This is a genomic window from Catenulispora sp. GAS73, assembly GCF_041262085.1.
Classification (GTDB): domain Bacteria; phylum Actinomycetota; class Actinomycetes; order Streptomycetales; family Catenulisporaceae; genus Catenulispora.
On the sequence record NZ_JBGCCM010000024.1, the window covers coordinates 121169 to 145779 of the forward strand.

Sequence of the window (24611 nt, forward strand, 5' to 3'; positions counted from 1 at the left end):
CCTCCCCCACAGATCGGCCGCGGCGTGGTGACACGCCGCGGCCGATTGCTTTTCGGGGGCGGTGGTCGCGGTGTGGGTGTCGGTGGCAGCGGCCGCTACGGAATTCCACTAGGATTTTCGTAGTTACTCTGTTCAGAGTAGTAGCGCGCCGCCAGGAGGAGGAGCCGACATGACCGACTATGGCCACGACCTGCGGTTCGGGACGTTCATCACGCCGCAGAACCGGGATCCCCAGGCGCCGGTGGCGCTGGCTCAGCTCAGCGAGCAGGCCGGGCTGGACCTGGCGACGTTCCAGGACCACCCGTACCAGCCGGCGTTCCTGGACACGTGGACGCTGCTGTCGTGGGTGGCGGCGCGGACCGAGCGGATCCACCTGGCGGCGAACGTGCACAGCCTGCCGATGCGGCCGCCGGCAGTCCTGGCACGCTCGGCGGCGAGCCTGGACCTGCTGTCAGGAGGACGGTACGACATGGCGCTGGGCGCGGGCGGGTTCTGGGACGCGATCGCGGCGATGGGCGGACCTCGGCGGACGCCGGGTGAGGCGGTGCAGGCGCTCAGCGAGGCCATCGACATCATGCGGGCGATCTGGGATCCGGCCGAGCGCGGCGGGGTGCGGGTCGATGGGGAGCAGTACCAGGTGGTCGGGGCCAAGCGTGGTCCGGCGCCGGCGCATGACATCCCGATCTGGATCGGTGCGCTCAAGCCGCGGATGCTGCGGTTGATCGGGGAGAAGGCCGACGGGTGGCTGCCGAGTCTGTTCTATCTACAGGACGGTGACCTGGAGCGTGGGCAGCGGCTCATCGACGAGGCCGCGGTGGCGGCGGGGCGGGATCCTCGGGAGATTCGCAGGCTACTGAATATCTCGGGCTCGTTTGCCTTGCAGGGCCAAGGGTTTTTGCAGGGGCCGCCGGAGCAGTGGGCTCAGGAGTTGCTGCCGCTGGCTGTGGAGTCGGGGGTGAGTACGTTCATTCTCGCCAGCGACGATCCGCGGGACATCCAGACGTACGCCGAGGAGGTCGCGCCTCGGTTGCGGGAGTTGGTGCGGGCGTCGCGGCAGGCGGCGGGGACGGCTGACGGGGAGGTGGTGCGCAGCCCAAAAGCCCTGGAGCTTCGGCGTAGCGGGATCGCTTACGACGCGGTGCCGGTGTCGCTGAGGCGGTCGGCGGTCGAGCCCGGGGACAAGGAGTACGAACGGGTTCGGTCGACCTATGTGCGGAGCGGTTCGCCGGGGTTGGTGCTGCGGCCAGATTCGGCGCAGGCGGTGGCTGACGCGCTGGGGTTCGCGCGGGAGCAGGGAGTTCCGCTGGCGATACGCAGCGGAGGGCACAGCATGGCGGGGCTGTCGACGAATGACGGCGGGGTGGTCGTGAGCCTGGCGCGGTTGAAGCGGGTCGAGGTGCTGGATGCGGCGGCTGGGTTGGTGCGGGTCGAGGCGGGGGCACGGTGGTCTCAGGTTGCTGAGGTGCTGCGGCCGCACGGGTTGGCGATCAGTTCTGGGGATTACGGGGGCGTGGGGGTTGGTGGGCTGGCCACGGCCGGCGGGATCGGGTTTTTGGGGCGGGAGCATGGGCTGACCATCGACCATGTCGTCGCGGCGGAGGTGGTGTTGGCCGACGGGACGATGGTGCGGGCGGATGCGGGGCGTCATCCGGAGTTGTTCTGGGCGGTGCGCGGGGCGGGGGCGGCGTTGGGGGTGGTGACAGCGTTCGAATTCGCTGCTCGGCCGGTGTCGGATGTGGTGTTCGGGCGGTTCGTGTATGACGGCGGCCGTGATCTGGCCGGGGTGCTTGAGCGGTGGGGCGAGGTTGTGGAAAGCGCGCCACGTGCGCTGACCAGCTTTTTGTACGCGGGGAGCGGCGGCGGCCAGGTGCAGGTCATGGCGGTGTTCGACGGAGCGGACGACGCGGAGGCGATTGCGGCTCTGACGCCGTTGTTGGATGTGGGACCGGTGGTGGGGCAGAGCGCGCAGCGGGTTCCTTACGCAGCGATCGTGCATGCGGATGACGCGCCATATGAGGGCGGGAGTGTGCGGGGGCCGTTGCTGAGCAATGGGTTCGCGGAGCATTTGACGCCGGCATTGACGCGCGAAGTCGCGGACGCGCTGCGGGGCGGGGTGACGCAGTGGCTGTCGATACGTGCTGTCGGTGGGGCGGTAAACGACATCGCAGCGTCGGCGACGGCGTTCGCGCATCGACACCAGAACTTCTCGGTCGCGGATATCGGGCGGCGGGAGAGCGAGTACCTGGCGTACTGGGATCGGATGCGCGAGCTCACGGAGGGGCTGTACATCAACTTCGAGACTGACACGCGGCCTGAGCGGCTGGTGGATGCGTTTCCCGGGGAGGCTTTGGGACGCTTGCGACGGGTCAAGGCGGAGTACGACCCGGAGGATGTTTTTGATCAGGCGATCGCTTTGGGAGCGGTCGGCGTCGATCAGGCGGGGATCAGGTGAGGTGATCCTCGGCCCAGTCGGCGACCTGTTCCAGGATCGGAACCAGCGCCTGGCCGGCCGGCGTGAGACCGTACTGCACGCCGGGCGGCCGGGCGTCGGTGACGCAGCGTTCGACGACGCCGGCCGCGGCCAGCTCGCCGAGGCGGTCGGAGAGCACGGAGTCGCTGATCGGGCCGATGCGGCGCCGCAGGTCGGCGAACCCCGCCGGGCCGGGCGCGAGGACCGCGACGATGAGGCCGTTCCACCGCTTGCCGAGCAGGCCGAAGGCACGGCCGAGGGCCCGTTCGCAGGCCGGCGCGTCGTGGTCGAGGCGGGCGCGCGAGGTGGCCTTGGGCATGGGGCCAGTCTAGCTCGGCGGAGCGGAGGTACTACTTTTTTCGAAGTTGGCGGGCGGGTGGATAGACGCTGATGGTAGGGCGCGGGCTAGGGGTGGTGCTATGGACACGCCGAGGGGCCAGTTATCTTAAGGAACCGGGATGCGCGCTACCGGATGAGTTGGCCGGTGAGCCTGGCAACCATTGTGGCCGGTCGGGTGATCGGTCCCGGCTGAGCTGATGAGTCTTAGCGCTCCGCAGTCGCAAGCACCCACCGCACGTTCGCCGAGGTGTCGCGCGTGCGGGCCGATATGATCCCTTGCGCACTGTCTGCTGAGCTCTGGAGTCCTGTTGTGAACGTCGCCTGTTGTGGGTTGGGGGGCGGCGTGGCGGGCGGCTCGGCGTGGTGAGCTCTGGGGTTGGGACCGGGGTCGCGGTTGTCCTGCTGTTCGTCGTGTTGGTCTTTGCCGTGGTGCGGCCTCGGGGGTGGCCCGAGGCTGCGGCGGCGGTGCCGGCGGCGGGGGTCGTCGTTGCCGTCGGGGCTGTGGGGCCGCGGGCGGCTTGGGCTGAGGTCACGGCGTTGGCGCCGACCGTTGGTTTTCTTGCGGCGGTGTTGGTGCTGGCGCAGCTGTGTGCTGATGACGGGCTCTTCGCGGCGGCGGGGGCTGCGATGGCGCGGGTCGCGGGGAAGGCCGGCGCGCCTGGTCTGGCCGAGGTGCGGCGGGGGCGGCGGTTGCTGGCGGCGGTGTTCGTGGTCGCGGCGTTGACCACGGCGGTGCTGAGTCTGGATGCGACGGTCGTGCTGCTGACGCCGGTGGTGCTGGCCACGACGGTGCGGGCCGGGGTGCGGGATCGGCCGCATGTCTTCGCGTGCGCGCACCTGTCGAACTCGGCGTCGTTGCTGCTTCCGGTCTCGAACCTGACGAACCTGCTGGCGTTCAGCGCCTCGGGGCTGACGTTCGGGCGGTTCGCGTTGTTGATGGCCGTGCCGTGGGTGGCGGCGGTCGGGACCGAGTACGTGGTGTTTCGGAAGTACTTTGCGGGCGACCTGGCCGCCGGAGCGGAGGAAGGACGCGAGGCCGGGGGCACGGAAGAGGCGGGGCAGGACGAGCAGATCAGCGTCCCGACCTTCACCGTCGTCGTAGTGGCCGCGACGCTGGCGGGCTTCGCGCTGACGTCGCTCGCGGGCCTGAATCCGGCGTGGGCGGCGCTGGGCGGCGTCGTCATCCTGGGCGGCCGGGCGCTGGTGCGTCGGCGTGCCACAGTGCGGGAGCTCGTGGGGGCGGCGTCGCCGTTCTTCTGCGCGTTCGTGCTGGCGCTGGGAATCGTCGTGAAGGCGGCGACCGGCAGCGGGCTCGGCGCGCACGCCGGGGACCTGCTGCCGCAGGGCACGTCGCTGCTGGCGCTGCTCGGCACGGCGTGCGTGGCGGCGGTGCTGGCCAACGTCGTCAACAACCTGCCGGCGACGCTCGTCCTGCTCCCCGCGGCCGCGCACGCCGGGCCCGCGACGCTCTTGGCCGTCCTGCTCGGCGTGAACCTCGGCCCGAACCTGACCTACGTCGGCTCGCTGGCCACCCTCCTGTGGCGCCGCGTCCTCACGACGCACGGCGAGCAGGTCAGCCTGGCGACGTACACCCGGCTCGGCCTGATCGCCGTGCCCGCGACGCTGGTCACCGCGACCCTGGCGCTGTGGGCCGCGGTGAGCGTCATCGGAGTGTGAGCTCGGCATCAGCCAAGGCTCGGCGCGCGGCGCTGATCGCCCACGGATCCCAGCCGGGGCCCGGGACCGATTCCAGCATGCCGCCGGGGAGCCCGCCGATCGGGTCGATCCTGGCGATCATCGCTGTGTGCGTCATCGTGACGGTGTTGTCGGGGAATCGGGTGGAGCGCTCGTCACCGTGAGGTCGCGGCCGGCGCCGATCCCGACGACGGCTTGGACTGCGGCGAGCACGGCGAGCAGCGTCAGCGGGACGGCCCAGCCGCCGGTGAAGCCGTGCAGGGCGCCGAGGAGCAGCGGGCCGATCGCGGCGACCAGGTAGCCGACGGACTGGGCCATGGCGGCCAGGGCTGCGGCTTGCGGGCCTTGCGCCGCGCGCTGCCCTTGGAAGGTCAGGGCCAACACCAGTGTCGCGCCGCCGCCGAAGCCGGTCAGGATGCAGGTCACCACGGCCAGGCCCGGCGCCACGGCGAGTAGTGCGAAGCCCGCGGCGGTGAGGGCGGAGGCGGTCGCGGCGAGCAGGCGCTGGTCGGGGCTGCGGCGGGTGAGCAGGGGCAGGGTGACGCTGGCGAGTAGGCCGACGGCTTGGAAGAGGAACAGCTCCCAGCCCGCGGTGGCCGCGGAGGTGCCGTGGTCGTGGACGATGCTGGGGAGCCAGGAGATCGTGGAGTAGAAGCCGAGGGATTGCAGGCCCATGAACAGGCTGACTTGCCAGGCCAGGGCGGAGCGCCAGAGGCTGGGGGCCCGGTCCGGGACATCTGCGGTGTGCGGTGTCGCGTTCTGGTTCGGGGGCTCGTCGCGGCTCAGGTGCGGGAGCCACGCGGGGATCGCCAGCACCGCGAGCAGCGCCCAGCAACCCAGGGCCGTGCGCCAGCCGCCGGGCAGGACGTCGGCCAACGGCACGGACACGCCCGAGGAAATCGCGGCGACCAGGCCCATGGCGGTCACGTAGAGGCTGGTGACCTGCCCGACCCGGGCCTTGGGCACCGTGGCGCGGACGATCGGCGGCAGCAGGACGTTGCCGACGGCGATCGCGGCGGCGATGACGACGGTCCCGCCGAACAGGAACGTGATGCCCGGCAGCGAGCGGATGACCAGGCCCGCGGCCAGGACCGGCAGCGACAGCGCGAGGACGCGCGGCGCTCCGTAGCGGCGTGCGGCACGGCCGGCCAGCGGCGAGGTCGAGGCGAAGGTCAGCAGCGGCAGGGTGACGAGCAGCCCGCCCCACGTCTCGGACAGGCCGGTGGCGTGCTCGACGGTCGGCAGGAGCGGGCCGACTCCGGTGATGCCGCCGCGCAGGTTCGCAGCCGCGAGGATGATCGCGATCAGCAGCGACGTCGTCAGCGCGGCCGGGTTGGGCGCGGCGGTGTCGTGGGCGGCCTTCTCGTCCACGCGCATGAAGGTGATCATATGCGGCGGTGTAGGGGGCGCTGTCGGCGGCGGGCCGTACCGTATCCGGTCATGGGACTGGGTATTTCGGTGGGCATGCTGTGTGATCAGGCGCGGAACGACCCCGAGGGCTTCGTGGCCCACCGCGACGGCTTCGAGCGGCTGTCGCGGGCGCTGGCGGCGGAGGGGATCGAGTGGCGGGAGCCGGAGGTCATCCACACGGACGGCGACCACGACTTCTCCGGCGGATTCCCTTACAGCTACTTGGCGCACCTGCGGCGGGCGTTCACGCTCGCGGGGCTCGGGGAGCCGGTGACGGCGGCGTCCGCGGCGAGCGATGAGGACTACGCGGCCGATATGGAGAAGGTCGCCGACGAATCGACGATGTTCGCCTCGCACCTGCTCTGCCACGCGGATTACGCCGGGTACTACGTCCCGGTCGACTTCGCGGACCCGCTGTTCCTGCCGGAGGAGGCCGAGGTCGCGGGGGCGGGGATGGTCGGGTCCAGCCAGCGGTTGCTGGCCGAGTTGGTGGGTTTCGCGGCGTCGATCGGGGTGGCGATCGATGAGAAGGGGGCGCCGAACACGGCGGAGGAAGCGGTCGCGGGCGGGTTCGCGGAGGCCGAGGCGTTCGACGCAGAGCGGTATGCGTGGACGGCACTCTATGGGGCTTGCTTGGCGAGTGTGGAGAGTGGGCACGCGATCGTTTTTTGCTGACGCGGCGCCCGCAAAAGCTTCGCGCCCACGCACCAGGCGTGAGCGCGAAACAAGCACTACCCGACCGATCGGACGTCAGCCCGAGGTCACGCAGTTGTCAGCGCTGTTCGACCACAACCCCTGCACGTCGTAAGTCCCCGTCGACAGCGTCTCGTAGGCGTCCAGGTTCACGCACTCGTCGCCGATCTCGCCGCCGTTCGCGTTGTACCAGCCGTTGGTCGGCCAGAAGTCAGTGAGTGTCTCGGCGTACTCGTGCGTCTCCGTGGACTCGATGCCGGAGAGCATGCGGCCGTCGGTCTCCGTGGTGCAGGCGCCGGCGCCCATGTCGGGGACGTACGGGAGGTTCGTGTAGGCCAGCGTCCCGTAGGCGGACTGGGTCTGGTCGTGCCAGCCGCAGAAGCCACTGTTCGGGAAGCCGTCGGGGTGCGTTCCGGAGGCCGAGACGATGACGTACTGCGCGTTGTTGTTCGGGTCCTGCGTCGTGTTGCCGAAGTGCGCCGCCGCGTTGGCCGCCTCGGTGGCCAGGTCGGACGCGGCCGGGCTGTCCGGCTCGGCGTTGGCGTCGTCGAACCAGACGCCGGCCAGCGGTGACGACCCGGGGTGCTGGATCGCGGTGCCGCCGGCGCTGCAGTCGGTGGAGCCGGCCGCGATGCCCTCGCAGTACTGGTTCATGATCGTGCCCCAGGTGTCCTGGCTCCCGTAGAGACCGTTGAACAGCCCCTGCAGGTCGTCGGCCACGCCCGCGGTGTCGTTGGTGTGCCACTGGGAACCCCAGAAGACGAGGTACACCGTCGGCGTCGGGGACACCGCGCCGGTGGTGTTGCTCGTCTGCAACGACAGGGTGTTGGCACTGGTCAGACCGTGCGTGGAAGGGCTGACGGTGCGCGCATGGATCGGCTTGACGCCGTGGTGCTTCGCGGCGGGGGCGGGAGCGTGCGCCTGGGCCGGGCCGGTGGTGAAGCTGAGGGCGGCGACTCCGGCGGCCAGGGCGGCGGCGGTGTTGCGGAGCAGGCGGCGGGTGGAGCGCTTTGTGGGCATTGCATCTCCTGACAGTGCGGTACGGTGCTCGGTGATTCACAGGGTGCGACTACCGCGGCAGGACGTAAAGGAATGTTCTGTCAAACAAGGATCAAAGGCTGGCAAAAAGACTCATGCGTCTAGCCTCGTAGACGCATGGAGATGGATACAGGGGCATGCGAAGGGGCGGCGACCTGTCGGTCGCCGCCCCTATTTCACTGGATCCTGTTGCGCAGCCTCACTCCTGCGTCGGCGCCACCGGCCGCTGCCGCCGCCCGCGCAGCAGGCCCAGCCCGCCGGCCAGCACCAGCAGCACGAATCCGAGCGCCAGCAGGATGATCGGCAGATAGACCCCGAGCCAGCGGATCACCGTGCGTCCGTGCCGCGCGTCGTCGGCAGCACTCTGAGCACTCGCCGGAGCGGTCTGATACGTGGCCGCGACCGCCGGGATCAGCGGGACCGTCGTGCCGTTCGGCAGCGCGATCGCGGCGACTCGCTGCTGGTTGCGCTGCACGTCGATCACCAGGCCGGTGTTCGGGTCGATCCAGAACGTGGAGTCGTCCTGGAACGTGTACGCCATCGTCACCTCGGCCGGCAGCTCCGGCAGGAGCTGTGCCAGCTGCCCGGCCTGCCCGGCGGGCAGCGCGCCGGCCGTGCCGAGCAGCTTGAGCAGGCTGGAGGGCAGCTGCTTCGGCAGCGTGGCCAGGATCTGCGGGTCCACGATCTTCGTCGGGGAGACCTTGGCCTCGTAGACGTAGGTGGTGATGCCCTGCTTCTTCTCCGACCGCAGATACGTCAGCGGGGCCACGGTCTGCGTCTCGGGCGTCCACCCCTGGTAGTTCTTCTTCTTCGCGCCGAAGGGCCAGCTCACCGTCAGCCCCTGCGCGGGAATGACGTTCCAGCTGCTGGGGTGGCTGCTCACCGCCTCCAGCGACTTGCGGTCCACCGCGTACTCCCACTTGGTCTGCTCGACCTTGGTCCCGCCCGCCGACGTCGTCCGCGAGTCGCTGATCAGGGCCTTGCCGCCGGAGGTCTTCTCGGCCTTGACGTCCTGCGCCACCGACATCGGCACGTTCTGCTTGATCGCGCCGAGCAGGTTGCCCGAGGCCAGCGCCGTCGGATCGAGCAGGGACTGGAAGGTCCCCTCGTAGTTGCGGGAGATGTTCTTGCCGTCCGGGATCCGGGCCACATAGCTCGGCGTGATCCACCACGCCATCAGTGCGGCGGCGACAAGGGAGAGCACGCCGACAACGGCGCACGCGATGCGTGTCTTGGTCACAGCGTCAGTGTCCGAGTACTGACGACGAAAGGCCAGCTGAGGGACCCCAACGAGTGACGGTGCCGCGTGCTGCTTCACTCGGACAGCGGAAGCTCCCCCGGCTCGCCGCTGAACGCGACGCGGCCACGATTGAGGACGTGCACGACTCCGGCGGCGCTGAGTGTCGCAGGGAGCGACTGCGCCGCCAGCACAACCGTGCGACCCTCCGCCGCCATCGCCAGCAGGCGTCGGTGCAGGCGTGCGACGACGGCCGGGGCGAGGCCGCGGTCGGGTTCGTCGAGCACGAGCAGGCGCGGTTGGCGGAGCAGGGCACGGCACAGCGCCACCAGCTGCCGCTGTCCGCCGGACAGGGTCTCGGCGCGGCGGTCGAACAAGGCGGGCAGTTCGGGGAAGGTCTCGGCGACTTCCGGGCTGGAGTGCGCGTCCGGGCCCAGGTTCTCGGCGACGGTCAGCGAGCCGAACACCGCGTGCTCGGCGGGGACGTACGCCAGGCCGAGGCGTGCGCGGCGATAGGCGGGCAGGCCGGTGACGTCGCGTTCCTGCCAGAGACAGTGTCCTGCGGAGAGCGGGACCGCGCCGGCCAGGGCGCGCAACGCCGTGGTGCGGCCGGCGCCGTTGCGGCCGATCAGGACGGTGACGCGGCCTTGGGGGAAAGCGAGGTCGACGCCGTGCAACGCTTCGAGCGGGCCGTAGCGGACGCGGGCGTCGCGCAGTTCCGCCTCGACGCTCATGCATGGCCCCACAGGGCGCCGACCTCGGGATCGGCGAGCACCGCCGCAGCGGGGCCGCGGGCGACGACGCGGCCGGCGGCCATCACGCAGACGGTGTCGGCGAGCTCTGCGACGAGGTCGACATCGTGTTCCACGAGGAGGAGCGCCATGCCTTCGGCGCTGAGCGCGCGCAGCATCGCGGCCAGGCGGGCGGCTTCGGCGGCGTCCAGGCCGGCGGCAGGTTCGTCGAGGAGCAGCACGCGGGGCGTGCCGGCGAGCGCGCGTGCTAGCTCGACCATGCGGAGGGTGCCGGTCGGCAGGTCGGAGACCGGATGGTCGCGCAAGGCCGACAGGCCGGCCAGGCGCAGGGCCCGGTCGGTGGCGAGCGCCGCCGCGGCGCGGGCGGGGCCGGGGTCGGGGAGGCCGATCAGTCCTCGGACGGTGCCGCCGGGGCGGGCTTCGGCGCCGATGCGGACGTTCTCGGCGACGGTCAGGCCGGGGAAGATCGAGAGCTGTTGGAAGGTGCGGGCCAGGCCGAGGCGGGCTCGGCGGTAGTCGGGGAGGCGGGCGATGTCTTTGGGCGCCGTGTTCTTGCCGGTGATGTCCTTGCCGCTGAGGATGACGCGGCCTGCGTCGGGGCGCAGGGCGCCGCTGAGGCAGTCGAAGAGGGTGCTTTTGCCGGCTCCGTTGGGGCCGACGAGTGCTGTGATGCGGCCGGGTGGGACGGAAAGATCGACGCCGTCCACGGCCAGGACGCCGCCGAAGTGGCGGACGATGCCTCGGGCGGTGAGGCGGGCTGGGGCACTCATGGTCGGCTCTGTCCGGCGGTGGTTCGGCGGGCGATGTGCGTGCGGACGCGTTCGCCGAGGGGGGTGAGCTGGGCTGACGGTGGTGGGAGCGGGGCGCGGCCGGCACCGAGGCCCGCAGTCGTGCCGAGCCGTGCCAGCGTCCCCGCGAGTCCGCCGGGCATGCGGCCGATGGCGAGGGCCAGGGCGCCGACGACGACGGTCGAGATGCCCTGGGCCGTGCCGGTGTCGAGGCCGACGAGCAGCGCGGCGGCCAGGACCGCGCCGAGTGCGCTGTCCGCGCCGGCGACGACGACGGTGGCGAACCAGATGAGGCCTTGTAAGGGATCGAACGTCGCGGCGTTGAAGGCCCGGCCGCCGAGACCCATCAGGCCGCCGCCGAGTGCGGCCAGGCCGGCGCCGGTGAGGAAGGCGAAGACTTTGAGCCAAGGGACGTTCAGGCCGGCAGCGGAGGCTCCGGCTTCGTGGTCGCGGAGCGCGGTCAGGGCTCGGCCGAGGCGGCCTCGGTGCAGGTTGCGGACGATGACGACGCCGAGCGCGAGGAGCGCCAGTTCGGCGGCGTAGAAGGCGCGGTTGTCGGCGAGGAAGCCGGGGCGGTCCAGGAGCAGGCCGGTGGTGGCGTAGGGCTGGTCGAAGACGAAGCGGCTCATGGCGGTGCCGACGGCGAATGTCACCAGGGCCAGGGCGAGGCCGCGGCGGCGGATCGCGGGCCAGCCGGTGAGCAGGCCGAGGGGGATGGTGACCAGGACCGCGCACAGGAGGGCGGGGATCGCCGGCATGGCGGGGACGCCGGGGACTTTGCCGGACATGAACAGGGCGGTGCCGAGGGCTCCCATGCCGGCGTACCCGGCTTGGCCGAGGGAAACCTGGCCGCCGTAGCCCGTCACCACCACGACCGACAGCAGGACCAGGGCGAGGGCCGGGACCTGGAGCGCGTCGCGCAGGTCGGGGCCGCGGAAGCCGAGCGGCATCAAGAGCAGGACGGTGCAGGCCATCGCGGCGACGACCCCGCGTTCGGGGACGAGGCGTCCGACTCCGGCGCCGCCGCCCGCGCGCGCCGGCGGGGCTTGCGAGCCGGTGCCGAGGCGGCCTTGGAGGAGCACGACGACCAGGAGCGCGATCACGAACAGGTTCGACTGCAGGGCCTGGACCAGCGGCAGGATCTGGCCGCCGGGGCGCAGGCGGGTGAGTTCGCTGCCTGCGACGCCCAGGCCCAGCCCGACCGCGACGGCCATGCCGACGCTGCGCAGGCGGCCCGCGACGGCCACGGCCATGGTCTCCATGACGAGCAGGGACAGGCCGTAGGGGTCGAGCAGCAGGTTCGGGGCGAGCAGGACGCCGACGAGGCCGGCGGTGAAGGAGCCGAAGGCCCAGCCGATCGCGGAGACACGGCCGGCGTTCACTCCGGAGAGCTCGGCGAGGCGTCGGTCGTCGACGACGGCGCGGAGCTGGAGGCCGAAGGGCGTGTAGCGGGTGACGACGGCGACCAGCGCGCTGAGCACGAGGACGACGCCGAGCTGCACGGCGGTGTCCAGGCGCACGGAATGACCGCCGGGAAGGGTGAAGGGCGTGCTCGGGACCAGCGAGGGCGCGTCGGCGTAGGGGCCGGTCCCCCACAGGAGGACGACGGCGCCGGTCAGGAGGATGAAGACGCCGATGGTCGCGACCATGGTCTCGGCCGGCCCGGCGCCCCGCCGCTGCAGAGGGCGGAAGACACCGAGTTCGAGCACGACGCCGAGCCCCGGCGCGACGACGAGGAGGCAGAGCGCGGCGGCGAGGCCGACCGGCCAGTGCCAGACCACGACCAGCTCGCGCAACAGGTAGGCGACGACCATCGCCTGCGCACCCTGCGCGAGGTTGAGGACCCCGGTCGCCCGGTAGGTGACGACGAGGCCGATGCCGCTGAGGGCGGCGGCGCTGCCGACGGCCAGGCCCGCGATGGCCAGGTCGATGGTGAGGCTGAGGGCGGCGGGCTCGGTGAGGGCGGCGAGGAGGGGCATCAGGGGGCCGGGTGGTCGGGGTCGGCGCGGCCGGGATCTGCGGCTGAGCGATCGGCGGCAGGCTGATCGGCGGCGAGCTGGTCAGCGGCAGGTGCGCCGTCGGCGAAGGAGGCCGGGCCGGAACCGGAGGCAGAGTGGCCTGGGTCAGCCGGCTGGTCTGCGGCGGGAGCCGGACCGGAAGCGGCAGGGTCGGTGGCGGGCCGGTCGGTGGCGCGCTGGTCGGTGGCGGGCCGGTCGGTGGCGCGCTGGTTGGTGGCGCGCTGGTCGGTGGCGGGCCGGTCGGTGGCCCGCTGGTCGGTGGCGCGCTGGTCGGTGGCGGGCCGGTCGGTGGCCCGCTGGTCAGTGGCGCGCTGGTCGGTATGTTCGCCCTCGGACGGGGCCGGGCCGGAAGTGGCAGGGTCGGTGGGCGCGGGGTGGTCGGGGCCGGACCGGCCTGGGCCGGGCGGCGGCGGCTCGCAGACCGGGCACGGTGTGAGCGAGCGTTCGATGATGGCGGCGGTGTCGATCGGCTCGGCCGTGGGCTTGTCGGCCACCAGGGGGCAGTCGCGGCGGTGGTAGAGCGTACCGCCGGGAACGGCTAACAGGGCTTCGGGGGCGGCGGGTTGCTTGCGCGGGGTGGTGGCGGGCTCGGTGGGGTCCGCGACCAGGAGCGCGTACAGGGTCTCGATGCGCTGGTCGGCGCCGGCTGTGCGGTGGCTTGGGCGGGAGGCGATCAGGGTGGCGCCGGCGACGATCATGGCGGCGCCCGGGATGGTGGCTGAGGCCAGGTAGGGGAGTTGCTGTTCGATCACGCTTTCGCCGGATACGCCGTACCAGCCCAGGACGCAGAGGACCGCGCCGGCCGCGACGATGAGCCAGCCGGACCATTCGCGGACCGCGCGGGTCAGTGTCGACGTCTGCGGGGTCGCCGGGAAGTGTGGCAACCGGGCCATGGCAGGTTTCTACCGCTTATGTTGCGGTTTATACATAAGAGGACATGCTGGGGATGGCGGAAGTCCTTCGATCGCAGCAGAGGCGGAGAGAAAGCCATGTCGATGACGCGACGCGCCAGGGCCTCGTATGGACGCACGCTCGCTGCCGGGGTCGCGGTCGTGGCGTTGATGGCGGCCTCGGCGTGCGGTGGGAGTAGCAGCAAGTCGTCGTCCTCGTCGACGAGTAGTTCAAGCAGCACAAGCACGACCTCGTCGCCAGCAAGTTCGCCCTCGACGTCGCCGACAGGAACCGCCAGCGGCGCCGGGCCGGCCGATGCGGCGGCCGCCACGGCGCAGATCAAGCAGAACTGGCAGACGTTCTTCGACCCGAAGACCACGATCCCCAACAAGGAGAAGTACCTGGAGAACGGCACCGTCCTGGCCCCGCTGCTCCAGGGCTTCGCCGCCGACCCGCGGGTCGGCCAGGTGTCCGCGGCGGTGACCAACGTGGCGTTCACCTCGGCGACCACCGCGACCGTGACCTACGCGCTCTCCCTGCAGGGCACCGTCGTGGAGCCGAACGCCACGGGCAAGGCCGTGCTGCAGGACGGGACGTGGAAGGTCGCGGACGCGACGCTGTGCGGGCTCGTCGCCCTCACCGGCAACACGTCGCTGCCGGGATGCAGCTAACCGTGCATCGGAGCGCCGCCCTGGTCGCGCTGCTCGCGGCCTCGGCGACGCTGACGACGGCCATCGCCGGCTGTGGGACCCGTCTGCCGTCCAGCGCGTTCAGCTCGCGGCCGACACCTGGCAACGGGAATGGGAACGGGAATAGCAGCCAAACCCCGAACCAGAACCCCGCCAGCGACACCGGCGTCACCCCGACCCAGATCCGCGTCGGCATCCTCGCCTCCCTCACCAGCCCGGTCGGCTCGGCCGCCTTCAGCGGCCCCAGCTACGGCGCCCAAGCCTTCTTCCGCGCCCTCAATGACAGCGGCGGCATCCACGGCCGGACCGTCGCCGCCACGGTCTGCGACGACGGCGGCAGCGGCATCGGCAACCAGGACTGCGTCCACCAGCTCATCGACCACGACCAGGTCTTCGCCCTGAACGCCACGGCGGCGCTGGACTACGCGGGCGCGGACTACGTCAGCAAGAAGGACGTCCCCGACGTCGGCGGCCAGCCGATCACCACCGTCTACGACCAGTACCCGCACCTCTACGCGATCGGCGGCAGCAGCTCGCCGCGCGACGGGCGCACCGTCGGCTGGAACGGGACGCTGTATCAGAGCACGGAGATCTTCCGCTTTTTCAAGCAGCGCCTGGGCTCCGTCCGCGCCGCGGTGGTCGCCTACAACCAGGCCGACTCCACGCGCTACGCCTCCCAACTGGCCGCCGGCCTGCACGCCGAGGGCTACCACGTCGTCTCCCAGACCGTCGACCTCGCGCTCCCCGACTTCCAGGCGGTCGCGGCGGCGATGAGGGCCGACGGCACCCAGCTCCTGTTCGACGCCATGGACACCCGCGGCAACGCCGCCCTCTGCAACGCGATGGACGCCGCCGGCGTGCGTGTCCTGGCGAAGGTCACGAACGTCGAGAACTGGGGCGAGTCGGTCCGCGACGACTACCGCTCCTCCCCCGCGTGCCGCAACGTCCTGTGGGCCACGTCCTCCAGCCGCAACTACGAGGACACCCAGTACCCGGCGGTCGCGCAGTTCCGCGCGGCGATGGCCCGCTACTTCCCGGACCAGGTGTCCCAGCTGTCGGCGTGGGACCTGGAGGGGTGGGCGGCCGCGCAGTGGCTCACCGACGCGATCGGCTCGTGCGGCGCGGCCGTGACGCGCGCCTGCGTCGAGACGTTCATGAACCGCCCGCGGCCCTACGACGCCCACAACCTGATCCTGCCGGCCTCCTTCGTCCCGACCCCGCCGCCTACCGGCACGACGCGCGCCTGCCTGAACGCGGCACGCTGGCAGGACTCGGCGCAGGGCGGCAGGGGCGGGTGGGTGACGCAGGTGCCTGACATGGACACCAACTGCTTCGACGTGCCGCAGCTGCCTTACACGCCATAGCCGCTGAGGTCGCGGGCGCTACTTCCGGTAGTAGGCCTCGATCGGCACCCGCGCCGCCTCGAACAGCGCCGGCCCCTCCTGCGGCACCTCCGGCCAGCCCGACCCCGGGTTCAACTCGACCAGCTGCTCGGTGGCCAGCGCGTACACCACGCGCCCCAGGCCCGAGCGCACGATCCCGCCGGTGCACATCCCGCACGGCTGGCAGCTGGTGTACATGGTCGTCGCCGCGGCGGCTTCCGGGCTGAGCTCGCGGGCGGCCCAGCGTGCGAGCTTGAGTTCCGGGTGAGCGGCGATGTCGTTGTCGCGGCTCACGGTGTTGTGCTCCTCGATGAGGATGGTGCCGGCGGCGTCGGCGAGCAGGGAGCCGTACGGCGCGTCGCCGATGGTCACGGCGTTCGCCGCGATGTCGATCGCGCGGCGCAGCAGGGTCTCGTCGGTGGGAGTAAGCACGAAGGACATTGTGCAGGGCCGGGCCGGTCAATGAGACGGAGAAGGAGACGGCCACGCGCGCCGCCGCACAAGGAGGCACGCGTGGCCGTCGGTCACGAACCGAGGTTCGTCTTGTACTGCTTCAGGTAGTCGGCGAAGGCCGTGCTCTTGACCAGCTTCAGGAACCCGTCGAGCGTCAGAGCCCGCGGCCCCCCGGCCTGGAATCCGGTCTGGAACTGGAACTGGCGCCCGCCGGCGAGGTCGACGTAGAGCGTGTACCCGCCCGGCTTGCCGCCGCTCGGCTCCCCGCCGAATTCGATGCCGCTCAGGCCTTCGGCCAGGGTCACGTCCTGGCAAGACGTCTGGGGATACCAGACGTTCGAGCAGTGCGCTGTGAAGTACGGCTTGGTGCTGATGCTGGTCGCGAGCGCGATGCCCGCGTTGCCGTCGGGCGCGTAACTGTCGGCCAGGTAGGTACCGTCGGAGGCGAACGGGTCCTTGATCGGTGTCCACGTGTGCCCCGGGAGCATTCCGGCCATGGCCGCCAGGCCCTCATGGCACACCTGGTGCGCCACGGCCTCGTTCGGCATCGGAACGACGTTCGTGCCGACGTCGTAGAGCGTGAAGGTCCGGTCGCAGGGTCCGCTCGGCGGTGTCGAACGCGGCGCCGACGGGAACGTGGTCGGCGTCGGCGTGTGAGTCGACACGTGAGTCGGCGTCGGCGAGCCCGCCAGCGCCACCGCCCCGCGCGATCCGGGTCCCGGACCGCCGAGCACCTGGGTCGCCACCAGCACCGTCGCCGCCACCGCCGCGACCCCGCCGCCCACGCCGGCGACCTGCCGCCGCCGACGGCCGCGCTCGTAGACGGCCAGTGCGCGCGGCACCATGTCCGTCAACGGCGGCTCGTCCGCGAACGAGCCGACGAACGCCCTGCCGGGCTCCGCATAGCTGTCCCGGTCCTGGCCGGGGAACATGTCGTCAGTCATCAGATACTCTTCCGTCTCCGCGGAACACGTCTACCGGAGTCCGCTGTCGATGAGGGAATCGCCGACGATCTCCCGCAGCCTGGCCAGGGCGCGGGACGTCTGGCTTTTGACGTTGCCGATGGAACACCCGAGCGCGTCGGCCGTGGCCTCCACGCTCATGTCCTCCCAGAACCGCAGCACCACCACGGCGCGCGCCCGCGGTGGAAGCTGTTGCAGCGCGGCCTGGAGCGACAGGCGCAGCTCCGGCGAATCCGCGGGAGCCACGTCGGGCTGCCCCGAGGAGTACGCCGCCGCCCGGTCCACCTGCCGCTGGTACCTGCGCTTGTAGCGCAGGAAGGTGTTGACGAGCACGGTGTGCGCGTACGCGTCCAGCGACCCCGCCTGTCGCGCCCTCCCCCAGCTGCGGCAGAGGTTGACCAGCGCCGTCTGGGTCAGGTCCTCGGCCAGATGCCAGTCACCGCACAGCAGGTAGGCGCTCCTGCGCAAGTGCCGCTGGCGCGCCCCCGCGTATTCCGCGAACCCTTCGAGCCGGTCCACCGAACCCCTCCCGCCCCGTGATGCCCCTTCGGCTTCCGTCACCAGCTTCCGAGCAGGCTGTGTGGCGAAAGGTTGCAGTCCGCCCGCAGCTCGCCCGCTATCATCATGCGTACTCGCGCCCGACCGGGAGGAACGGATGTCGTCACCGCCGGATATCGAGGTGCTGGTCGTCGGGGCCGGACCCGTCGGCTGCTGGGTGGCCGCGGAGCTGTGCGCGGCCGGGGTGCGGGTCATGGTCGTGGAGGCGCGGGAGAACCGTGCGGCGTGGTCGCGCGGGTTCGTGGTGCATCCGCGGACGCTGGAGATCTTCGATTCGCGCGGGGTCGCGGCGCCGATGCTGGCGGTCGGCCGCCGACTGGCGACGTGGCATTTCGCGATGGGGGCCTCGCGGCTGGACTTCGCGGTGCTGCCTACGGCGTTCCCACACATCCTGCTTCAGCCGCAGGCGCAGACCGAGGAGCTGCTGGAGGCGCGCCTGAACCGCTGCGGCGGCGAGGTGTTGCGCGGGCGGCGGGTCGTGGACGTACGGCAGCAGGCTGATCGGATCGTGGCGACGGTGCGGCACGACGGCGCCGACCAGAACGTCACCGCACGCTTCGTCGTGGGCTGCGACGGTGCGCACAGCGCCGTGCGCGAGGCCGCCGGCATCGGCTTCAGCGGCACCCCCGACACCCTCCTCAGCCCGGCCGCGCTGGTCGAGCTGAAGGATCCGCCGCCGCCGGAGCGGTACCTGCAGGGCAACGAGCAGGGGCTGCTGTTCGTGATCCCGCTGCCGGACGGCCGGTTCGTCGTCTCCACCATCGACCACGCGGTGATGACCGACCTGAGCAAGCCGTGGACCGCGGAGACGGTGCGCGAGTCGCTGATCCGGATCACCGGGACCGACTACGGCTTCGGCGAGGTCGAGCGGGTCTCGACGATCGGTAACTCGGCGCTGCAGGCGGACCGCTACCGCGACGGCCGGGTGCTGCTGGCCGGGGACGCGGCGCACGTGCACTTCCCGATGGGCGGCCAGGGCATGAACCTGGGGATCCAGGACGCGCACAATCTGGCGTGGCGGCTGATCGCGGCCGTGCGGGTGGAGCGGGACGGTGGCATTCCGGACACTGTGAACGAGCTGCTGGACGGTTATGAGGCGGAGCGGCGTCCCGCTGGGGAGCGTGTGCTGGAAGACGTGCACGCGCAGATGGGGCTGGTCGCGGCGACCGGTGCCGACGGCGCGGCGCTGCGGACCAGGTTCGAGGCGCTGCTGGCCGAGCATCCGGCGGTCAACCTGCAGTACGCGCGGCGGCTGTCCGGGATCGCGGTGCGATATCCGACGGCGCAGGACGGCGAGGACGTTGAAGACGCGCGGCTCGGCGCCCGAGTCCCCGACCTGCTCCTCGAACGCGACGCCGCTCCCCCGGTCCGGCTCTACGAGTTGTTGCGCGAGATCGGACCCGGCCGCTTCGTACGGTTGACCGTCGGCGGTCCCGCAGCGGACACCGAAGACAGCGCCGACGACAGCGCCGCCGCCGTCACCGCGGCCGCCGTCACCGGCCCCGCGTGGGCCCTCCGGGACGGCTGGGACGACCCGGGGTCAGTCCTGATCAGGCCGGACGGGCATGTCGCCGAAGCCAGGACCTGGTGATTCGCGCGCCCGAGCGGCGCACGGCAGCTCGGATATCATGGAGATCACCCGGACCCAGGGAGCAGGCGCATCGATGACGAATGCGGCAGAACGCGGGGCTGAGACGGGCACCCCCGGCCGGTCGCGGCCCGACGGCCTCCCCGTGCAGCCGGGAGTGCCCCGCTCTGACACCGATGAGCGAATAGCCTCCTCCGGCCCGGAGCCGTCTGCGACACCCGAGCCGGAACCCGCCCCGGACCGCACCATCGACGAGGCCGAGCTGGACCGCATCTGCCTGCACAACCTGCTGTCCGCCTGCGCCGACATGATCTTCTTCAAGGACCGCGAGTCCCGGTTCCTGCGCGTCAGCGCCAGCGCCGCCGAGTTCAGCGGCACGGATCCGGCCGGGATGATCGGCAAGACGGTCCGCGACTACTTCACCCCCGAGCACGCCGCCGCCGCGTTCGCGACGGAGAAGACGATCATGCGCACCGGCCGGGCGATCATCGACTTCGAGGAGCCGCACCTGCGGCCGGGCACCCCCGAGGAGGAGACGCTCAGCGCCACCAAGCAGCCGCTGCGCGACTTCGACGGCCGCATCATCGGCACCTTCGGCATCAGCCGCGACATCACCGCGCGCAAGATCTCCGAGCGCGAGCTGAAGGCCCGCACCGCCGAGCTGGACCGGGTCGGACGCGAGCTCAGGACGCTGCTGGACACCAGCCCGGACCTGATGGCGCGCTTCGACCGGGATCTGCGGTGCACCTACGCCAACCCGGCGGCGCGGGAGCTCACCGGCGTGGAGATGCTCGGCCACACCAGCCGGGAGCGCGGCTACTCCGAGGACTTCCTCAGGGTCTGGGAGGACTCGCTGCGGCACGTCCTGGAGACCGGGCAGGACACCGAGCGGGAGTTCAACGTCACGGTGGCCGGCGAGTACCGCTTCCTGCACACGCGTTTCGTCCCCGAGCTCGACAGCGACGGCAAGATCTGCAGCGTGCTGTCGGTCAGCCGGGACCTGACCGAGCGCCGCCGGATCGAGGAGGCGCTGGCCGAGCAGGCCGTGCGCGATCCGCTGACCGGACTGGCCAACCGCACGCTGCTGGTCAGCCGGATCCGCGAGGCCATCGAGCTCGGCGGCGCCGACCCGGACCGGCTGGCCGTGCTCTTCCTGGACCTGGACCGGTTCAAGCTGGTCAACGACAGCCTCGGGCACGCCGCCGGCGACGAGCTGCTGGCCGCCGTCGCCGACCGGCTGCGCAAGGCGGTGCGGCGCGGCGACCTGGTGGCGCGGTTCGGTGGGGACGAGTTCGTGGTGCTGTGTGAGAACGTGGCCGGCCAGACCGAGGCCGGGGCGATCGCGCAGCGCGTCATCGACTGCCTGATCCCGCCGTTCGACTTCGCCGGCAAGGCGATGCACGTGCGCACCAGCATCGGCATCGCGCTGGCGCACGGCCCGGACACCACGGTCGACGAGCTGCTGCGCGACGCGGACGCCGCCATGTACCAGGCCAAGTCCGACGGCGCGGTGGCCGGCGGCTACCGGTTCTTCGAGCCGGCCACGCACGAGCGGGCCGTGCACCGCATGAACCTGGAGCAGGACCTGCGGCAGGCGGTCGAGCGCGGCGAGTTCACGCTGGTGTACCAGCCGATCGTGGCGCTGTCCGACTGCCGGGTGATCGGGGCCGAGGCGCTGATCCGGTGGCACCACCCGGAGCGCGGGCTGCTGGCGCCGGCGGCGTTCCTGGACGTGGCCGAGGAGACGCAGCTGATCGTGCCGATCGGGCGCTGGGTGCTGGACGAGGCGTGCCGGCAGCTCGCCGAGTGGAACGCGGCGCTGCCGGCGGCTCGGGACGCCGACGGGAACGCGGCGCTCTTGGCGGCTCGGGATGCCGACGGCGCCGGGCCCCGGCCGCTGCCGCTGTTGTCGGTGAACCTGTCCAGCCGGCAGCTGTCGCACGACCCCGACCTGGTCAGCCAGGTCACCAAGGCGATCGCGCGGCACGGCGTGCCGGCCGACCGGATCTGCCTGGAGGTCACCGAGACCGCGGTGCACGAGGCCTCGCTGACCGCGCGCTCGGCGCTGGCGGCGTTCTCCGGCGCCGGGATCAAGATCGCCCTGGACGACTACGGCACCGGCTACTCCTCCCTCGGGCACCTGCGCGACAATCCGGTCGACACGCTGAAGATCGACCGCGTCTTCATCAGCGGGCTGACCCGCAACCGCGGCGACGACGCGATCGTGGTCGCGGTGATCACGCTCGCGCACGCGCTCGGGATGCGGGTCGTCGCCGAGGGCGTCGAGACGACGGAGCAGCGGGACCGGCTGCGGGAGCTGGGATGCGACTTCGCGCAGGGGCATCTGTTCGCGATGCCGTTGCGCGCCGAGGAGTTCGGAGAGCTGCTGCGGAGCGGGGCGGCGGCAGTCGGGGCTGTGTCGTGCAGCTGACGTGGCAGCAGGTTGCGTAGCCGGCTCTGAGGCGGACCGGGCAGCCGGCGCCGCAGCGGCCGGATCTTTGCGAGGATGGCACGGCAGACCCGCGTCCGCAGCACAGCCACGGAGGACCGATGCCCGACCACGCAGCAGCCGATCCCGACGGTGTGACGTTCTGGACCGAGCGCCACATCTGCAGCCTGGCCTCGGTCCGCCCGGACGGCACCCCGCACCTGGTCCCGGTCGGCGTCGTCTACGACCCGGAGACCGGCCTGGCCCGCATCATCACCAGCGGCACCAGCGCCAAGGCCCGCCGCATCAGCGCCGCCGGCACGCTGCCGGTCGCGGTGACGCAGGTCGACCGCGGCCGCTGGACCACGCTGGAGGGCGTGGCGCGGGTGAATCAGACCCCGGAGGCGGTCGCCGACGCCGAGCGCAGGTATGCCGCGCGGTACGGCGAGCCCGGGCCGAACCCGCTGCGAGTGGTCATCGAGATCGAGGTGCGGCGCGTTCTGGGGACGGTGAAGGTACGGCTGCCGGAGACGAAGGCTGCGTCGGGGGCAGAGTCGGAGACAGAGACGGGGATGTCGGGCTGAGCCCGGCGAAGCGCGCCTCGGTATCACGCAGCAGCCGCTCGCGCTGCTCGGGCGTCCGGTCGGCGACCTTGTCGTAGTTGACCCAGGTCAGGTTCTGCACGCCGATCTTGCCGAACGTCCCCTTGAACAGGATCTTCGTCAGCGGATCGCGGTACCACCAGCGGTAGGCCTTGTCGGGCGTCGTCATGACCGACAGCACCGTGACACCGGCGAGGCGCGGCATCAGGGTGCGGAACGGGTTGCCCCTGGCCTCGGGCAGCTCCTCGAAGAGCACGCCCTTGATCAGCACCCGGTCCAGGAAGCCCTTGGTCGCCGCGGGCATCGCCTCCCACCACACCGGGAACGCGAACACCAGGTGGTCGGCGGCCAGCAGGCGCCGCTGGTAGTCGGCGACCTGGGGCGTGTTTGAGAAGTCGGGCGGGGCGCGACGGCACGCAGCCTCTGGCTGCCATGGGCACAGTGGCGGCGTCTGGCGGCGCCGGACGACCAGCCACAGCCAACCAGGATGAGGCAGGCCGTCCGTCTTGCCAGACTTGCCGCTGAGCCGTCGCGCTCGACCTGCTCGCCAGCTGCGGGACACTACCCACCCGACTTCTCAAACACGCCCTAGGGTCGACGACGTGCGCCTGCCGCCAGGCGGCCAGGTCGGCGGCCGTCATCGCAGGGGCGAAGCCGTCGGCGGCCAGGTCGATGAGGTCGGTCTCGTGTCCGGCGGTCTCGGCGCCGCGGACGGCGGCGGCGGCCACGGCGGCGGTGAAGCTGCGCCGGTGCGGGACGTCGGCGGCCGAGGCCAGGGTGTACGGGTGGTCGAGGACTATCAGGATCCGCATGGGTGCTCCCGTGATCGGGTGTGCTCTCCGTGTCGGTGGTGCCCGGCCGGGCTATGGTTTCGCTTGCAACAGTTGCACTTCGAACTGTTGCCTGTCAAACGATCCGGTACCATGGGCCCCATGGACCCCGCCGCCCCGCTCCCGGACGATCTGGCCACGCTCTGGTACCTGGTCCGCCGCGTCGCCGGGCTGATGGACCGCTCTGGCGAGGCGCTGTTCCAGCGGGAGATCGGGACGTCGCTGGCCCAGTTCCTGGTGCTGTCGGTCGTCGAGGCCCATCCCGGGCCGCTCAACCAGCAGACCGTCGCCGACCGGCTGGGCCTGACCAAGGGCACCGTCAGCCGGCAGATCGACGCCGCGGTCGCCGCCGGGCTGATGACCGTGCGGACCTCGGACCAGAACCGGCGCGAGAACCTCATCGCGCTCACGCCGGTCGGGACCGAACTGGTCCGGCGCGGCGACGCGGCCTTCGAGCGGGAGAAGGCTGCCACGCTGCCGTTCGTCGATCCGGACGACATGCGGGCCGCGATCCGGGTGCTGGCCGCGCTGGACGGCGTGCTCGACCCGAGTCGCGGCGAGCCGCAAAAGCAGCGCAGCGATACCGAAACTCTGTAGCGTCAACCCCAGCACTGATCGGCGGGCAAGACCCGGGAAAGATCCGGGCGAGATACTTCGGTGACCGAACATCTTTGACCCCGATGTAGTGTGGCGAGGAAAACACCGCGACGGACCGGCCGACGCGGCCGGAACAGCAGGGGTGGTCGCTGCGATGACGTTGGCGTATCTGCCGAGCCCGTCGCAGGGCGTGTGGCATCTGGGCCCGCTTCCGATCCGGGCCTACGCGCTGTGCATCCTGCTCGGCATCGTGGTCGCGGTGATGTGGACCGGACGGCGCTGGGCGGCGCGCGGCGGCCGCAGCGAGGACGTCGTGGACATCGCGATCTGGGCCGTGCCGTTCGGCCTGGTCGGCGGCCGGCTCTACCACGTGATCACGGACCCGGAGCTGTACTTCAAGTCCGGCGAGGACCCGGTCAAGGCGTTCTACATCTGGGACGGCGGACTCGGCATCTGGGGCGCGGTCGCGCTCGGCGCGGTCGGCGCGTGGATCGGCTGCCGCCGTAAGGGGATCAAGCTCGCCGACTTCGCCGACGCGATGGCACCGGCGCTGGTCCTGGCGCAGGCGATCGGGCGCTGGGGCAACTACTTCAACCAGGAGCTGTACGGTCGGCCGTCTGGGCTGCCGTGGGCGATCCGCATCGATCCGGCGCACCGGCCGTCGAACACGCCGAACGAGGCGTTCTACCAGCCGACGTTCTTGTACGAGTCGATCTGGGACCTGACTGTCGCGGTCGCGCTGGTGTGGATCGACCGCAAGTGGCACCCGAACCGGGGGCGGCTGTTCGCGATCTACGTCGCCGCGTACACGGCGGGGCGGGCGGTGGTCGAGGCGCTGCGGGACGACCACGCCAACCGGTTCTTGGGGCTGCGGCTCAACGACTGGGTGTCGCTGATCGTGTTCGTGGGGGCGCTGGTGTATCTGTGGGTGCGGCGGGACAAGCCGGGGACGGCGGCGGTGGCCGAGCCCGATGCTGGTTCCGATCCGAACACTGACACCGACATCGTCACGGACAGCGAAGCCGATCCGGACACCGACACCGACACCGTCGCGGGCACCGAAGCCGATCCGGACACCGAGCCCACCCCGGACCGCCCCGACCCGCAGGCCTCCGCGACCACGCCGACCGTGCGTGATCGCGAGGCCGACGAGTGAGCGAGCCGGCACCACCCGCTGCTGCGCGCCGTCGC

23 protein-coding genes are annotated in these 24611 nt (G+C 71.5%); 10 read left to right on the top strand and 13 right to left on the bottom strand.

Going from position 1 to position 24611, the window contains the following annotated elements; genetic code table 11:
• Nucleotides 1-169 precede the first annotated feature (169 nt).
• Nucleotides 170-2452, top strand: coding sequence for an LLM class flavin-dependent oxidoreductase (locus ABH935_RS32085; protein WP_370381694.1), 2283 nt, complete (start codon nt 170-172; stop codon nt 2450-2452).
• Here ABH935_RS32085 and ABH935_RS32090 read toward each other — a convergent pair.
• Nucleotides 2445-2789, bottom strand: a complete 345-nt coding sequence (locus ABH935_RS32090; protein ID WP_370381695.1) for a winged helix-turn-helix transcriptional regulator — start codon at nt 2787-2789, stop codon at nt 2445-2447. The genes ABH935_RS32085 and ABH935_RS32090 overlap by 8 nt on opposite strands.
• Nucleotides 2790-3172: 383 nt before the next feature.
• Between ABH935_RS32090 and ABH935_RS32095 the strand changes: the two genes are divergently transcribed.
• Nucleotides 3173-4486, top strand: coding sequence for an SLC13 family permease (locus tag ABH935_RS32095; RefSeq protein ID WP_370381696.1), 1314 nt, complete (start codon nt 3173-3175; stop codon nt 4484-4486).
• Here the strand turns inward: ABH935_RS32095 and ABH935_RS32100 are convergent.
• Together ABH935_RS32100 and ABH935_RS32105 are read right to left on the bottom strand one after the other, a co-directional pair.
• The gene (locus ABH935_RS32100) at nt 4473-4622 is read right to left on the bottom strand and encodes a hypothetical protein (protein WP_370381697.1); all 150 of its coding nucleotides are present in this window, start codon (nt 4620-4622) and stop codon (nt 4473-4475) included. The genes ABH935_RS32095 and ABH935_RS32100 overlap by 14 nt on opposite strands.
• The gene (locus ABH935_RS32105) at nt 4619-5893 is read right to left on the bottom strand and encodes a CynX/NimT family MFS transporter (RefSeq protein ID WP_370381698.1); all 1275 of its coding nucleotides are present in this window, start codon (nt 5891-5893) and stop codon (nt 4619-4621) included. Before ABH935_RS32105 ends, ABH935_RS32100 begins: the two co-directional genes overlap by 4 nt.
• 51 nt (nt 5894-5944) lie before the next feature.
• Here ABH935_RS32105 and ABH935_RS32110 point away from each other — a divergent pair, with 51 nt between their 5' ends.
• Nucleotides 5945-6589, top strand: coding sequence for a hypothetical protein (locus ABH935_RS32110; RefSeq protein WP_370381699.1), 645 nt, complete (start codon nt 5945-5947; stop codon nt 6587-6589).
• A 75-nt stretch (nt 6590-6664) separates the two neighbouring features.
• On the opposite strand, the gene ABH935_RS32115 is transcribed toward ABH935_RS32110, so the two are convergent.
• The 6 genes from ABH935_RS32115 to ABH935_RS32140 all read right to left on the bottom strand — a co-directional run bounded on the left by ABH935_RS32115 (nt 6665) and on the right by ABH935_RS32140 (nt 13333).
• On the bottom strand, nt 6665-7627 hold the full coding sequence (locus tag ABH935_RS32115) for a hypothetical protein (RefSeq protein ID WP_370381700.1): 963 nt from the start codon (nt 7625-7627) through the stop codon (nt 6665-6667).
• Between the two features lie 217 nt (nt 7628-7844).
• The gene (locus ABH935_RS32120) at nt 7845-8885 is read right to left on the bottom strand and encodes a DUF3068 domain-containing protein (protein WP_370381701.1); all 1041 of its coding nucleotides are present in this window, start codon (nt 8883-8885) and stop codon (nt 7845-7847) included.
• Nucleotides 8886-8959: 74 nt separating this feature from the next.
• Nucleotides 8960-9616, bottom strand: coding sequence for an ABC transporter ATP-binding protein (locus ABH935_RS32125; protein ID WP_370381702.1), 657 nt, complete (start codon nt 9614-9616; stop codon nt 8960-8962).
• Nucleotides 9613-10404, bottom strand: coding sequence for an ABC transporter ATP-binding protein (locus ABH935_RS32130; RefSeq protein WP_370381703.1), 792 nt, complete (start codon nt 10402-10404; stop codon nt 9613-9615). Before ABH935_RS32130 ends, ABH935_RS32125 begins: the two co-directional genes overlap by 4 nt.
• Nucleotides 10401-12401, bottom strand: a complete 2001-nt coding sequence (locus ABH935_RS32135; protein ID WP_370381704.1) for an ABC transporter permease — start codon at nt 12399-12401, stop codon at nt 10401-10403. The genes ABH935_RS32130 and ABH935_RS32135 overlap by 4 nt, the downstream gene beginning before the upstream one ends.
• Nucleotides 12401-13333, bottom strand: a complete 933-nt coding sequence (locus ABH935_RS32140; RefSeq protein WP_370381705.1) for a hypothetical protein — start codon at nt 13331-13333, stop codon at nt 12401-12403. Before ABH935_RS32140 ends, ABH935_RS32135 begins: the two co-directional genes overlap by 1 nt.
• 96 nt (nt 13334-13429) lie before the next feature.
• Here ABH935_RS32140 and ABH935_RS32145 point away from each other — a divergent pair, with 96 nt between their 5' ends.
• Nucleotides 13430-14002, top strand: coding sequence for a hypothetical protein (locus tag ABH935_RS32145; protein WP_370381706.1), 573 nt, complete (start codon nt 13430-13432; stop codon nt 14000-14002).
• Nucleotides 13993-15384: an ABC transporter substrate-binding protein gene (locus tag ABH935_RS32150; RefSeq protein WP_370381707.1), complete on the top strand. Its 1392-nt coding sequence runs from the start codon at nt 13993-13995 to the stop codon at nt 15382-15384. Before ABH935_RS32145 ends, ABH935_RS32150 begins: the two co-directional genes overlap by 10 nt.
• A gap of 18 nt (nt 15385-15402) precedes the next feature.
• On the opposite strand, the gene ABH935_RS32155 is transcribed toward ABH935_RS32150, so the two are convergent.
• From ABH935_RS32155 to ABH935_RS32165, 3 genes are all read right to left on the bottom strand, one after another.
• On the bottom strand, nt 15403-15834 hold the full coding sequence (locus ABH935_RS32155; RefSeq protein WP_370381708.1) for a nucleoside deaminase: 432 nt from the start codon (nt 15832-15834) through the stop codon (nt 15403-15405).
• Between the two features lie 92 nt (nt 15835-15926).
• A complete protein-coding gene (locus tag ABH935_RS32160; protein WP_370381709.1) occupies nt 15927-16799 on the bottom strand; it encodes a hypothetical protein in 873 nt (290 codons plus the stop codon).
• A gap of 30 nt (nt 16800-16829) precedes the next feature.
• Nucleotides 16830-17336 carry a SigE family RNA polymerase sigma factor gene (locus ABH935_RS32165; protein ID WP_370381710.1) on the bottom strand — a complete coding sequence of 169 codons (507 nt, stop codon included), beginning with the start codon at nt 17334-17336 and terminating at the stop codon, nt 16830-16832.
• A 136-nt stretch (nt 17337-17472) separates the two neighbouring features.
• Here ABH935_RS32165 and ABH935_RS32170 point away from each other — a divergent pair, with 136 nt between their 5' ends.
• The 3 genes from ABH935_RS32170 (at nt 17473) to ABH935_RS32180 (ending at nt 21975) form a co-directional block, all read left to right on the top strand.
• Nucleotides 17473-18966 carry an FAD-dependent monooxygenase gene (locus tag ABH935_RS32170; RefSeq protein ID WP_370381711.1) on the top strand — a complete coding sequence of 498 codons (1494 nt, stop codon included), beginning with the start codon at nt 17473-17475 and terminating at the stop codon, nt 18964-18966.
• A gap of 73 nt (nt 18967-19039) precedes the next feature.
• On the top strand, nt 19040-21394 hold the full coding sequence (locus tag ABH935_RS32175) for a putative bifunctional diguanylate cyclase/phosphodiesterase (RefSeq protein ID WP_370381712.1): 2355 nt from the start codon (nt 19040-19042) through the stop codon (nt 21392-21394).
• Nucleotides 21395-21513: 119 nt separating this feature from the next.
• On the top strand, nt 21514-21975 hold the full coding sequence (locus ABH935_RS32180) for a pyridoxamine 5'-phosphate oxidase family protein (RefSeq protein ID WP_370381713.1): 462 nt from the start codon (nt 21514-21516) through the stop codon (nt 21973-21975).
• On the opposite strand, the gene ABH935_RS32185 is transcribed toward ABH935_RS32180, so the two are convergent.
• Nucleotides 21866-22555: an NAD(P)H-dependent oxidoreductase gene (locus tag ABH935_RS32185; RefSeq protein WP_370381714.1), complete on the bottom strand. Its 690-nt coding sequence runs from the start codon at nt 22553-22555 to the stop codon at nt 21866-21868. The two genes, ABH935_RS32180 and ABH935_RS32185, sit on opposite strands and share 110 nt — an antisense overlap.
• 370 nt (nt 22556-22925) lie before the next feature.
• Here ABH935_RS32185 and ABH935_RS32190 point away from each other — a divergent pair, with 370 nt between their 5' ends.
• Together ABH935_RS32190 and lgt are read left to right on the top strand one after the other, a co-directional pair.
• The gene (locus ABH935_RS32190; RefSeq protein WP_370381715.1) at nt 22926-23420 is read left to right on the top strand and encodes a MarR family winged helix-turn-helix transcriptional regulator; all 495 of its coding nucleotides are present in this window, start codon (nt 22926-22928) and stop codon (nt 23418-23420) included.
• Nucleotides 23421-23574: 154 nt separating this feature from the next.
• Nucleotides 23575-24576 (top strand): prolipoprotein diacylglyceryl transferase, encoded by a 1002-nt coding sequence (lgt, locus tag ABH935_RS32195; protein WP_370381716.1) that lies wholly within the window; start codon nt 23575-23577, stop codon nt 24574-24576.
• Nucleotides 24577-24611: the final 35 nt, after the last annotated feature.

Excerpts from the sequence above, each read along its gene's own strand:
- ABH935_RS32090 (WP_370381695.1), bottom strand. The coding sequence starts at position 2,789 with ATGCCCAAGGCCACCTCGCGCGCCCGCCTCGACCACGACGCGCCGGCC.
- ABH935_RS32175 (WP_370381712.1), top strand. The coding sequence starts at position 19,040 with ATGACGAATGCGGCAGAACGCGGGGCTGAGACGGGCACCCCCGGCCGG.
- ABH935_RS32145 (WP_370381706.1), top strand. The coding sequence starts at position 13,430 with ATGTCGATGACGCGACGCGCCAGGGCCTCGTATGGACGCACGCTCGCT.
- ABH935_RS32135 (WP_370381704.1), bottom strand. The coding sequence starts at position 12,401 with ATGCCCCTCCTCGCCGCCCTCACCGAGCCCGCCGCCCTCAGCCTCACC.
- ABH935_RS32110 (WP_370381699.1), top strand. The coding sequence starts at position 5,945 with ATGGGACTGGGTATTTCGGTGGGCATGCTGTGTGATCAGGCGCGGAAC.
- ABH935_RS32150 (WP_370381707.1), top strand. The coding sequence starts at position 13,993 with ATGCAGCTAACCGTGCATCGGAGCGCCGCCCTGGTCGCGCTGCTCGCG.
- ABH935_RS32190 (WP_370381715.1), top strand. The coding sequence starts at position 22,926 with ATGGACCCCGCCGCCCCGCTCCCGGACGATCTGGCCACGCTCTGGTAC.
- ABH935_RS32160 (WP_370381709.1), bottom strand. The coding sequence starts at position 16,799 with ATGACTGACGACATGTTCCCCGGCCAGGACCGGGACAGCTATGCGGAG.
- ABH935_RS32085 (WP_370381694.1), top strand. The coding sequence starts at position 170 with ATGACCGACTATGGCCACGACCTGCGGTTCGGGACGTTCATCACGCCG.
- ABH935_RS32105 (WP_370381698.1), bottom strand. The coding sequence starts at position 5,893 with ATGATCACCTTCATGCGCGTGGACGAGAAGGCCGCCCACGACACCGCC.
- lgt (WP_370381716.1), top strand. The coding sequence starts at position 23,575 with ATGACGTTGGCGTATCTGCCGAGCCCGTCGCAGGGCGTGTGGCATCTG.
- ABH935_RS32170 (WP_370381711.1), top strand. The coding sequence starts at position 17,473 with ATGTCGTCACCGCCGGATATCGAGGTGCTGGTCGTCGGGGCCGGACCC.
- ABH935_RS32100 (WP_370381697.1), bottom strand. The coding sequence starts at position 4,622 with ATGACGCACACAGCGATGATCGCCAGGATCGACCCGATCGGCGGGCTC.
- ABH935_RS32130 (WP_370381703.1), bottom strand. The coding sequence starts at position 10,404 with ATGAGTGCCCCAGCCCGCCTCACCGCCCGAGGCATCGTCCGCCACTTC.
- ABH935_RS32180 (WP_370381713.1), top strand. The coding sequence starts at position 21,514 with ATGCCCGACCACGCAGCAGCCGATCCCGACGGTGTGACGTTCTGGACC.
- ABH935_RS32140 (WP_370381705.1), bottom strand. The coding sequence starts at position 13,333 with ATGGCCCGGTTGCCACACTTCCCGGCGACCCCGCAGACGTCGACACTG.
- ABH935_RS32125 (WP_370381702.1), bottom strand. The coding sequence starts at position 9,616 with ATGAGCGTCGAGGCGGAACTGCGCGACGCCCGCGTCCGCTACGGCCCG.
- ABH935_RS32115 (WP_370381700.1), bottom strand. The coding sequence starts at position 7,627 with ATGCCCACAAAGCGCTCCACCCGCCGCCTGCTCCGCAACACCGCCGCC.